The 11,342-nt window shown below is 37.3% G+C and carries 11 protein-coding genes and 1 tRNA gene; 5 read left to right on the top strand and 7 right to left on the bottom strand.

Annotated elements, in window-relative coordinates; translation table 11 throughout:
* Positions 1-37: 37 nt before the first annotated feature.
* The gene (locus tag ACY651_RS06535) at positions 38-511 is read right to left on the bottom strand and encodes a DUF4258 domain-containing protein (RefSeq protein ID WP_462250932.1); all 474 of its coding nucleotides are present in this window, start codon (positions 509-511) and stop codon (positions 38-40) included.
* A gap of 150 nt (positions 512-661) precedes the next feature.
* Here ACY651_RS06535 and mtaB point away from each other — a divergent pair, with 150 nt between their 5' ends.
* Positions 662-1,990 (top strand): tRNA (N(6)-L-threonylcarbamoyladenosine(37)-C(2))-methylthiotransferase MtaB, encoded by a 1,329-nt coding sequence (gene mtaB / locus ACY651_RS06530; RefSeq protein ID WP_462250930.1) that lies wholly within the window; start codon positions 662-664, stop codon positions 1,988-1,990.
* The gene (locus ACY651_RS06525) at positions 1,978-2,292 is read left to right on the top strand and encodes a hypothetical protein (protein WP_462222407.1); all 315 of its coding nucleotides are present in this window, start codon (positions 1,978-1,980) and stop codon (positions 2,290-2,292) included. Before mtaB ends, ACY651_RS06525 begins: the two co-directional genes overlap by 13 nt.
* Positions 2,293-2,314: 22 nt before the next feature.
* Here ACY651_RS06525 and ACY651_RS06520 read toward each other — a convergent pair whose 3' ends face one another.
* From ACY651_RS06520 to efp, 5 genes are all read right to left on the bottom strand, one after another.
* Complete coding sequence (locus tag ACY651_RS06520; protein WP_462250928.1) at positions 2,315-4,891, bottom strand: hypothetical protein; 2,577 nt, start codon at positions 4,889-4,891, stop codon at positions 2,315-2,317.
* A gap of 379 nt (positions 4,892-5,270) precedes the next feature.
* Positions 5,271-5,345: transfer RNA gene (locus ACY651_RS06515), tRNA-Val, on the bottom strand.
* Positions 5,346-5,565: 220 nt separating this feature from the next.
* Positions 5,566-6,903 carry an acetyl-CoA carboxylase biotin carboxylase subunit gene (gene accC / locus ACY651_RS06510; RefSeq protein ID WP_462250926.1) on the bottom strand — a complete coding sequence of 446 codons (1,338 nt, stop codon included), beginning with the start codon at positions 6,901-6,903 and terminating at the stop codon, positions 5,566-5,568.
* Positions 6,904-7,041: 138 nt separating this feature from the next.
* Positions 7,042-7,512, bottom strand: coding sequence for an acetyl-CoA carboxylase biotin carboxyl carrier protein (gene accB / locus ACY651_RS06505; protein ID WP_462250924.1), 471 nt, complete (start codon positions 7,510-7,512; stop codon positions 7,042-7,044).
* Between the two features lie 227 nt (positions 7,513-7,739).
* A complete protein-coding gene (efp, locus tag ACY651_RS06500; RefSeq protein ID WP_462250922.1) occupies positions 7,740-8,306 on the bottom strand; it encodes an elongation factor P in 567 nt (188 codons plus the stop codon).
* Positions 8,307-8,533: 227 nt separating this feature from the next.
* On the opposite strand from efp, the gene ACY651_RS06495 reads away from it, so the two are divergent.
* Together ACY651_RS06495 and ACY651_RS06490 are read left to right on the top strand one after the other, a co-directional pair.
* Positions 8,534-9,025, top strand: coding sequence for a TlpA family protein disulfide reductase (locus tag ACY651_RS06495; RefSeq protein ID WP_462250920.1), 492 nt, complete (start codon positions 8,534-8,536; stop codon positions 9,023-9,025).
* A gap of 3 nt (positions 9,026-9,028) precedes the next feature.
* Entirely contained in the window at positions 9,029-9,523 is a 495-nt protein-coding gene (locus ACY651_RS06490; protein ID WP_462250918.1) for a hypothetical protein, read from the top strand.
* 59 nt (positions 9,524-9,582) lie between these two features.
* On the opposite strand, the gene ACY651_RS06485 is transcribed toward ACY651_RS06490, so the two are convergent.
* Positions 9,583-10,185 (bottom strand): T9SS type A sorting domain-containing protein, encoded by a 603-nt coding sequence (locus ACY651_RS06485; RefSeq protein ID WP_462250916.1) that lies wholly within the window; start codon positions 10,183-10,185, stop codon positions 9,583-9,585.
* A 172-nt stretch (positions 10,186-10,357) separates the two neighbouring features.
* Here ACY651_RS06485 and ACY651_RS06480 point away from each other — a divergent pair, with 172 nt between their 5' ends.
* Positions 10,358-11,287: a malate dehydrogenase gene (locus tag ACY651_RS06480; RefSeq protein ID WP_462250914.1), complete on the top strand. Its 930-nt coding sequence runs from the start codon at positions 10,358-10,360 to the stop codon at positions 11,285-11,287.
* Positions 11,288-11,342 lie beyond the last annotated feature (55 nt).

Raw genomic sequence — 11,342 nt, 5'->3', positions numbered from 1 at the left:
CTGTAAATCCATTTTAGCGGCTTAAGCAATTGCTTCATCAGTTCCGGTTTTTATATTTATCATCATCACCGGGGCAGCTGCATTTAAAATCGGTTTCCAGGTCGATCACTGTTACTACTGTTGTGGACTCATTACATTGTGCATATACTATCCTCACCCGTTGGTCATCATTTGTTACACCTTCTACTGCATAGCGGGGGCATCTGGCATTTTGCAGATCGCTTTTATTGTAATTTATTTTTCCATCCCGCATTATCTCTTCCACTTCAACCTGCGAAATTTTGCGGCATAGCATCCGGCACTTAGCATGGTTACTGTATTCGAGGTAAGATGTGCGACGGTCAAATCCTTTATCCCTGTCGGTCTTGTTACTGGCCGGATCCTCCTGCTTATCGTTATTTGTGACTTTTGGCTTGGGTGCCGGTTCCTGGTTGCTTTTGCACTGTTTAATAACAATAATAGCAATCACCATCAGTAAAATCAGGATATATGGTACCCATTTCTTATTCACTCTCAAACATTTGACTTAAAAGTACTGAAATTAAAAAACCAGCGAAATCAAACTTAATCCTCCTTTAGCTGGTTTATCTTTGCGCCTCTACTTGTACCACGAAGCCATACCTTATTGTTGCTTCGTTACCAGGAAAGTAGGCAAAGTAGTATGGCAGAATCCAGGACAGTAGCCTTTCACACCCTCGGTTGCAAGCTTAATTTCTCAGAAACATCTTCCCTTTCCCGCCTGTTGGAAAACGAAGGTTTTGAGAAAAAGGCTTTTGATGACCTGGCAGATGTATATGTTATCAATACCTGTTCCGTTACTGATAATGCAGATAAAGAATGCCGCCAGTTAGTGCGCCGCATACAGCGCAAAGCACCTGAAGCGATGGTGGTAATTACCGGTTGTTATGCCCAGTTAAAACCAAAAGAAATTGCTGCAATACCCGGAGTGGATTTGGTATTAGGCGCTGCAGAAAAATTCAACATCACTCATCACCTTGCAGAAATTAGTAAAGGCGATGCCACAAAAATTTGCAGTTGCGATATTGAAGATGTAAATACTTTTACGGCCTCGTATTCTTTAAACGACAGGACAAGAACTTTTTTAAAAGTGCAGGATGGCTGCAATTACAATTGTTCTTTTTGCACCATCCCCATGGCAAGGGGAAAAAGCAGGAGCGACAGTATTGAAAATGTTTTAGCTAATATAAAAGAGTTGGCGAATAGTGGGGTGAAAGAAGTTGTGCTGACGGGAGTGAATTTGGGGGATTTCAGGCCCCTCCTATCCTCCCCGGAGGGGAGGAAAATAGAGGAGAACATCGAGAAGATTGAAGAAAAGAAAATAATTGGTTTACAAGAAGAAAATTTCTTTTCATTAATAAAAGAATTGGATAAAGCTGCGGGTGTAGAACGTTTTAGAATTTCTTCTATTGAACCCAATTTATTGACCAATGAAATAATTGAATTTGTAAGCGACAGCAAAAAGTTTATGCCGCATTTTCATATCCCTTTGCAGAGCGGCAGCAATAAAATTTTAGGCATGATGCGGAGAAGGTATAAAAGAGAATTGTATGCAGAAAGAGTTGGGCTGATAAAAACTTTAATGCCGCATTGCTGTATTGGTGTGGATGTAATTGTTGGTTTTCCGGGAGAAACAGATGAAAATTTTAAAGACACGTTTGATTTTTTACACAGCCTGGATATCAGTTATCTGCACGTATTTACTTACAGCGAAAGAGATAATACGCATGCATTAACTTTAAAACCTGTGGTGCCCATTTCAAAACGTAACGAAAGAAATAAACAATTGCGTAATTTAAGTTATCAAAAAATGCAGTTTTTTACACAACAGCATATTGGCCAGGCAAGAAAAGTATTGTTTGAAGGCCACAGCAAAAATGGTATGATGGAAGGCTATACCGATAACTATATTAAGATAACCATTCCCTTCAATAATGAATGGGTTAATAATATTGCCACATGGATTATTTAAACGAAAAAGAATTAAATAAGTACCAGGTAACCATCCGTTTTACTATGGATGATCAGTTTATGAGTTATGTAAACTCACACCGTATTTATATTAATTCACTGATAGAAAAAAATGTTATCGATTATTATTCGGTAAGTATGGAAACACAAAGAAGCTGGATGATATTTAATGCAGAAAACAAAAAAGAAGTGGAGACTTATCTTACTAAATCTCCTTTATATAAATACTGGACCATTGAAATTGATGAATTATTTGTGTACGACGGACAAACTTACCGCCTGCCTGCATTGCAGTTGAATTAAATATTTTTCTTTTTATTTTTTTTTAAAAGAACATTCCTGCTTTTATTAAAATCTGTGCTCCTTCGTTTTTAGATTTACCGTAAGTAGCGACCAATGCAACTTTATTAAATGGCGATAAAATTATTCCACCGCCATAACCTGCATGCCAGGTGTTGGAAGTTTCTCCCGGCTGCCACACCCTGCCGTTATCATAAAAACCCAGTACACCTATTTTTCCATTAAACAAGAAATTACGGGTGTTGGTGATCAACCGAATTTCGTTGTTGTTATAAAAACTGCTCTTGCCATAAAAACGCTCTCGTGCATAACCTCGAAGATTGGTATTGCCGCCTAATTTATTTAAATGGTAATAATTAGCATCGCCAGATAATGCAGATCCGCCGGCTCTTACCGCAAAACTTATTACTTTACCTAATGGAATATACACTGCAACATTAGACATCCCTTTAAAAAAAGATTCACTGTTATTACTGGTATTCATCACGTAACCGCCTCCTGCAGAAAAACTAATTCCTTTTGTGGGTACAACATCGCTATTGGTATTACGGTAACGGTAAACGGCTGAAGCGCCTGCATAACTATTGTTTATAAAAACCGGTGCAGCACTTTCCTTTTGCTGTATGTAATTGCCTGCATTTTCATTCACTTTTATATTTTGATAAAATAGTGTAATATCCAGATGGTTTTTATTATCAAAATTTCTGCTTATGCCAATGCCGCCATAATATCTTTTGCTGAAAACATTGTAATAATTAGTGGCAGCGTTGGCACTGTCTTTAGTTTCGTTACCCGTGCCATAATAATTTTCTGCAGCAGGGCTGTCAAACTTTCCTTTTAACAGCATATCCCATTTGCCAATCAATTGTGGAAATACTCCCACATAATCTACATAAAATGTTTTTCTCATTATGCCATAATTGGCAGCAATATTATGTACCGTTTCCAGTGCGTCTTTTTTCCATGGCTTGGGGTGATAAGCAACACTTAAACCAACGTGTACACCCGGCCTTGTAAATAAATTTAATGCATCATCCTCAAAAACTTTATACACAGAAGGACTTACTAAAACTATTGGAGTGTAATGTATTTTCTTTTGAAAAAGTGTATCATACTTTTCGCTTTTACCTTTAAATATCTGCGTTTTTTTATCCTTACCTGCTGTGTTACTAATTATAGAATCTGATTTTGTAACACCTATTAATCGTATTTTATTACCATCATTTGCATTGCCAGTAATTTTAAAAACATCATCATCTTTAAAACCAAACAAATGCACATCTTTGGTTTCATTTTTAAAAATGGTACGGTTATAAAAAGGCTGAGTGGCTATGCTGCCATCTTTTTTTATTTTATACACTTTAATAACCGTTTCGTTATTGCTTAAGCGGTTGATATCAAAAAACTCTTTATCATCTGTACCATAAACAGGGATTTTACGGGCTAAATATTTATAATAACGATGGGCAAAATTCTGTAAGTTGTCTCTACGTGATTTTAATTGTGCTGTAAGTTTTGCTCCGTTTATGGTATAAAGCTGTGGCGGCAATTGATGCATTCCATCTTCAATAACATTATCGGTTAATGCCGCTTGTAATTCTACTGCTGCATTTACCCATTCCGCTTCAGTTAATTGATTAGTAAATTGTATGTCCAGCTTGCGGCCCGGTTTATTAAAGAAAAAAATATTTTTTATATCATTACTGAAAGATTCTAAATGTACGCCACCAATAATATTGGTTGCAATAAAGGGATAAAAGCCATCAAACTTTGTATAGGCCTGGTCACGGTCACGTGGTATGGGTTTATAAATTGTTTTACCATCCTCTTTAAAACTTGCCCAGCGCCACTGATCGGCGTGGCGGCCCCAGTCGCCAATAAACATATCAAACAAACGGGCTTTGGCAAATGCTTTTTGATCTACACTGTTATCATTATCTTCAAAAATTTTCTCGTATAATTTTTCGCTTCCAATTACATTTTTAGAGTTGCCAAAAAATGGAGCATCTTGCTGGTCATCATCCGGCCTTTCTTCAAATAAATATAATTGATCACCAAATTTTTCGCTGTACTCTCCTAATGCATCTTGCTTAGGTACAAAAACAATTTTAGGATTGGTGTGATAAATATTTGCTGCACTTATCATTGGTGTAATGGTTATAGCCGCCAACGGATAACCGAACGATGCCTGGTCTTTTGCAATTTTACTTACAAAAGTGCCCCGGTAAATGGAGTCGAGGCCATTGCCAAAATCTTTATCTACGCTTCTTAAAACATATTCTTTTCCTGCTTTACTTTTTAAACGTATGCCCATCGATTGACGGCTGCCACTTTCTTTAACTACTTCTAACCCGCCATAAGCAGTATCTAAATAAAAATTATTTACCCGTATTGGTGTACCCCATTCTTTACGGTAATGTTTACCCCAGAAAAAATTATGGTAAGCGCTGCGTAAATATTGTTTGCCGGCAATAACAACCGTAGTGCCGGGTATAATAGCTGAATCTTTTACAATAGTGGTTTGAGCATTGGAGGAAATACAAATAATATTCAACAGAAAAATTGCTGCTAATAAATTGGTGTTAGTGATAAGTTTAGTCATTATATTTTTTAAATGGTCAGGCGGCTATTTTGGGGCTACTATTTTTTATGGATAAGCCAATATTTATGCCAATGGGAAATGGGTTTATTTAAAGCAATAAATGAGCAGGGAAGAAGAAATTTGGATTTAACGGGCAAGATTTTCTACAATATGGTAAAATTATTTTCTGAAAACATTCTTTAATTAAAAAAGCCTCGCATTACTGTAAGGCTTTTGGTGGGAGTTGATCCCAATCGAAATCGGGAAACCGCCGACGTTCTCTGCTTGTAAGGCAGGGGCCCTAAATCGTTGGGTTTTTAATATGCTTTCGCTTTTGCCAATTTTAATTTTACAACATTATTAGAAACAAAAAAACCTCACATTACTGTGAGGCTTTTAGTGGGAGTTGACGGGGTCGAACCGCCGACCCTCTGCTTGTAAGGCAGATGCTCTAAACCAACTGAGCTAAACTCCCTTTATAATTTCGGAGGGCAAAGATAAGGTTTAATAACTTTTGACAAAATATTTTAAGCAAGAAGTTTAAATAAAGAATAACCAGCAAAACGCAATTAAAGTTCACCAAAGATATGCTGTACACGAGTGCGACGCCAATGAAGCCCAATTGAAAAGCTTCTGACCGTAACCAAAATAAAAAAGCCGCACAAAGTGCAGCTTTTACTATAAAAATATTTTTATTACTGCATGGTAAACCCTTCCAAAAACTTAGTGGTAAAATTACCGCTGATAAAATCGGGGTGCTTCATTAATTGCAAATGAAAAGGAATGGTAGTTTTTACACCTTCAATTACATATTCGCTTAAAGCACGGCTCATAGTATTGATAGCTTCTTCACGGGTTTGTGCTACAGCAATTAACTTACCTATCATACTATCATAATACGGCGGAATTACATAGCCTGCATATACATGGCTATCTACACGAACGCCATGCCCGCCGGGCTGGTGTAACACCGTAATTTTTCCGGGGCTGGGGCGAAAATCGTTGTACGGATCTTCTGCATTAATGCGGCACTCAATGGCGTGCATTACCGGTATATAATTTACACCTTTCAATTTATCGCCGGCGGCAATCATTATTTGCTCTTTAATTAAATCGTAATTAATTACTTCTTCTGTTACACAATGCTCCACCTGAATACGGGTGTTCATTTCCATAAAGTAAAAATTGCGGTGCTTGTCTACTAAAAATTCTACCGTGCCCACACCTTCGTAATTAATAGAGGCTGCAGCTTTTATGGCAGCGTTGCCCATAGCTTCCCTAAGCTCCGGTGTCATAAACGGCGAAGGAGATTCTTCCACCAGCTTTTGATGACGGCGTTGTATAGAGCAATCTCTTTCGCTTAAATGGCAAACCTGCCCGTGCTGGTCGCCAACAATTTGTATTTCTATATGCCGTGGTTCTTCTACAAATTTTTCCATGTAGATGCCATCATTTTTAAAAGATGCCGCAGCTTCTGTCTTGGCATTTTCAAATGCTTTTTCAATTTCTTCTTCGGCCCATACTACCCTCATTCCTTTTCCGCCACCGCCTGCTGTTGCTTTTAATATAACAGGATAACCCACTTCTTTAGCCGCAGTTTTTGCATGCTCTACACTTTCTAACAAACCTTCTACTCCCGGTACAACTGGCACACCGGCAGTTATCATGGTTTGCTTGGCGGTAATTTTATCACCCATAGCATTGATCATATCGGGTGTTGGGCCAATAAATTTTATACCATGGTCGCCGCAAATTTTTGCAAACTTGGCGTTCTCTGCTAAAAAACCATAACCGGGGTGTATAGCATCTGCATTGGTAATTTCGGCTGCGGCCATAATATGTGCCACGTTTAAATAACTGTCGGCACTGGCAGGTTTGCCAATACAAACAGCTTCGTCGGCAATTTTTACATGCAAACTATCTTTATCGGCAGTGGAATAAATGGCAACAGTTTTAATGCCCATTTCTTTACAGGTGCGTATTACACGAAGTGCAATTTCTCCTCTGTTAGCAATCAATATTTTTTTAAACATCGGGATCATTTGGAATTAATTGGTGAATGGTGTGAGGCTTGAATGGTGAATGGTGAGTGGTGAATAAATACAGTTTGTAAAATCAATTCCTTATCCAATTGAAAGCTTTATTCACCATTGACTATTGACAATTCACACTTAGGATGGCTCTACCAAAAACAAAGGCTGATCGTACTCCACAGGGCTGGCATCTTCTACTAACACCTTTACAATTTTTCCTTTTACTTCACTTTCAATTTCGTTAAACAATTTCATCGCTTCAATAATACAAACCACTTTACCCGGTGTAACTTCATCTCCAATCGAAGCAAAAATTGGTTTGCCCGGTCCACTCTGGCGGTAAAAAGTACCAATCATCGGGCTTTTTATTGTTACAAAATTATCTGCTTTAGTTTCTGCGGCAGGTTTAGGTGGTGGTGTTGATGCTGCAGTTTGTGTGGGCGGCGGCGGCGAAGAATATACTGGTGCTGCTGCGCCTGCTACTATATGTTGTACGGGATCTTTCTTTTGCTTAACGGTTATTTTTACCCCTTCTTCTTCTATGGTAATTTCGCCGATATTGGTTTTATTAATGAGCTTTACAAGCTCCTGAATCTGTTTAATGTCCATGTATAAGTTTTTAGTTAATTAATGGAAAACCATAGGGGCTGCTAAGGTAGCAAATGATTATTCAAAAAACCTAATTTTATTAAAATAAAAATTTTGAGAAATGGGCATTTTTTGGCATAAATGGGCTTAAAATGTGCAAAAAACCCTCAAAATATGATAAAATATGCCCAAAATTAAAAATGGATAATAGCGCAAACTATCATCCATTTTCTATAAAAAATTTTAGGTTATCCCTTCACTCTTTCTACGTATTCTCCTGTTTTTGCATTTACTCTTATTAACTCTCCTTCATTAACAAATAAAGGAACGTTTACAGTTGCACCCGTTTCAACTGTAGCAGGTTTTAATGTTTTTGTAGCGGTATCGCCTCTCATCCCCGGTTCGCTGTACGTAACTAATAAAACAATTTTATCGGGTAACTCTACTCCCATGGGTTGGTCCGTTTCGCCATTAATTGATACAGAAACTTCCTGTCCGTCTTTTAAAAACCTTGGCGCATCAATCATTGTTTCGGGTACCGTAATTTGTTCAAATGTTTCTGTATCCATAAAACTGTAGCCGGTATCATCTTTATATAAATACTGGTAAGCTTTTTTTTCTACCCTAACCGGAAAAATAGTTTCGCCACTGTTCCAGGTTAATTCAATAGTACGGGCATTATCTACACCCTTTAATTTTGCCCAAACCTTTGCTGCTGCACGGGCAGTTTTATTTTGCCCAAATTCAATAACGGTGTACAAACTTCCATCAACTTTTATGATGAGGCCCGAACGTATATCTGCTGTAGTTGCCATATTGCTTTGTTTTTAAGTGGCTGCAAAAGTATAGAAAAAATGCTGTTTTCGCTTTTATGTTTCGGGTTTTCTGTTTTGGGGTGGTAGTTTAGAAAGTTTAGGGTTTAGACGTTTAGGAGTTTATTACTGGTTCTTTCCTAAACGTCTAAACCCTAAACCTCTAAACTTTTCTTCCGTCTTAACATTTCATTGTCACGCAAAAAAATTAGTTTTGAAAAAATTATACTTTGAAAAAATATTTTCTTCTCTTATTTATTATTGCATGCAGCACCATAGGTATTGCTCAAACCGATACCTCGTTGCTGTATTTGCGTTTTCCAATAATTCCTTCTTTTAAATTAACCAATATCGCCGACAGCAGCTATTTTACCAAAGACAATCTTAAAAAAAAGAAAGCCACTGTAATAATGGTTTTTAGCCCCGATTGTGAGCATTGCCAGGAAGAAACTAACGAACTGAAAGCAAAAATTAAGTTATTTAAAAAAGCTCAAATAATAATGGTTTCGCCATTAGAATATAGTTATATGCGAAAGTTTTACGACGAATATAAAATTGCTGATTACCCCACTATAACTATGGGTCGTGACCCCAGTTATTTTTTTGGCACTTTTTATAAGGTACGTTCTTTTCCTTCCATTTTTGTGTACGATAAAAAAGGCAATTTTGTAAAAGGTTTTACCGGCAGCACACCGGTAGAAGAAATTGCCGCAGCATTATAAGCAATGAAAAAATCATTTTTATTTTTTGGGATATTATTTTTCAGCATTGCTGCATTTTCGCAAGCGGATACTACTGCGCCGTATTTAAAAAATAAAACGGTTCCTAATTTTATTTTACTCTCTTTAGATTCGATTGCTTTTACGCAAAGTGTTTTGAAAGAAAACAAAAACACCATCATCATGCTGTTTAACCCTAGCTGTGGGCATTGCCAGCAGCAATTAGAATTATTATTAACCCTGCCGGAAGTTACCAATACCACTAACTTAATTTTAACCTCTTCCGAACCGCTGTATAAAATAAAAGAATTTTACGATAAATATCATTTAGAAAAATACAACTGGATACATATTGGTAAGGATCATAAATATTTTTTTGGTGGTTTTTACCGGCCCAAAACTATTCCCGTACTGGCATTTTATAATAAACAAAAGCAGCTTACTTATTTTAACCAGGGCAATGTAAAAAAGAAAGAGATTATTCAGGCTTTAGAAAAATAATTTTCATCTCTTAAAACCCTTGGAGGGTTTAGAACCCTCCAAGGGTTAGTTGAAACAGTTTATTTTACAAATCTTTGGTTCCACACCACTTCATCTTCTACCACAATTCTTATATCATAAATTCCTTTGCCCAGGTTACTTACCGGAATACGGATAGTTGTATTTAAAGATGCGCTGCGTAACCTTGTAATTACCCTGCCCGATATATTTTGTATAAAAACATTTACGACTCCTTTAATTTTTTCATACCCTTTATATTGTAAAGTAAGTACATCCCTCACCGGCACCGGATAAATTACCCAACTGCTGGCGGCAGCACCAGTCACTATCATAATACTGTTAGAGTATTCTGATTGCCCTTTTTCTGTAATACATTTTAAGCGGTAATAATTTTCACCCGCTTTGGATTTATTATCTATAAACTGGTACGTTTTATTAGGATCAAAATTTACGGTTTCCTGCCTTGCAATATCATTCCACTCAAAATTATCAGCGCTTCGCTGTATTACAAACGATTTTATACCCGGTTGTTTCTGTTGCCATTTTATAGTTACTGCTTTTTGTTTTGCATTATATACCACTGTAATCCCAGGGGCAACACTTGCAGCAAATAAAAAACTGGGCAATACAATTAAGTAAGTTGAGATAAGGGATTTAATCATGTGTTGGGGATTTTATTCCCCTACAACGAAAAAACGCTCCAAACTATCTTTCCAAATAGTTAAAACATTGGTAAGAACTTATAAAAAATTATTTTTCTTCCAAACTCTGCCAATTAACTAATCAATTACCTTTGCGCCGAAAATAATTTTCTCCATAAATAAAATAAAATACATGAAAGTTACTGTTGTAGGTGCCGGAGCCGTAGGTGCAACCTGTGCCGATAATATTGCCCGTGCAGCATTATGCACCGAATTAGTTTTGCTGGATATTAAAGAAGGCATTGCCGAAGGTAAAGCGCAGGACATGATGCAGACTGCAACATTGTTAGGTTTTGACACAAAAATTACAGGCAGTACCAACGATTATACAAAAACTGCAGGCAGTGATGTGGTTGTAATTACCAGCGGCCTGCCCCGCAAACCCGGCATGACCCGTGAAGAATTGATTGGCGTAAATGCCGCCATTGTAAAAGGTGTTTGCGAAAATATTTTAAAGCATTCTCCCAATACTATTATTATTGTTATTAGTAACCCGATGGATACGATGACTTACCTGGCATTAAAATCTACCGGCTTACCTAAAAACAGGATTATTGGAATGGGCGGCACATTAGACAGCAGCCGTTTTAAATATCAGTTGAGCCAGCATTTAGGTTGCAGCCCTGCTGATTTAAATGCAGTAGTTGTTGGCGGACATGGTGATACTACCATGATTCCTTTAATTAGCAAAGCTACCTGGAACAGTGCTCCGGTTACCGATTTTTTAAGCGCTGAACAGCAGGAAAAAATTGTAAAAGATACGATGGTGGGTGGAGCAACTTTAACGACATTGATTGGTACATCAGCATGGTATGCACCAGGTGCTGCAGGTGCTGCATTGGTAAAAAGCATTTTACGTGACGAGAAAAAATTATTTACCTGCTGCGTAAGCCTTGATGGCGAGTACGGACAAAAAGATATTTGCCTTGGCGTACCAGTTACCATTGGTAAAAATGGTTGGGAAAAGATTATTGACTTTAAATTAAACACAGACGAAAAAGCAGCATTTGAAAAAAGCGCTGCGGCAGTAAGAAGTATGAATGATGTATTGGCAACTTTGTAAAAGATAATTACTATTTATAAAAAACGTTCTGCAATAAATTACAGAACGTTTTTTT

This window comes from Ferruginibacter sp., assembly GCF_031391665.1.
In the GTDB taxonomy this organism is placed as follows: Bacteria; Bacteroidota; Bacteroidia; order Chitinophagales; family Chitinophagaceae; genus Ferruginibacter.
The sequence above is the reverse complement of the archived record's forward strand: the minus strand, read 5'-3'. Positions and strand labels throughout refer to the sequence as shown.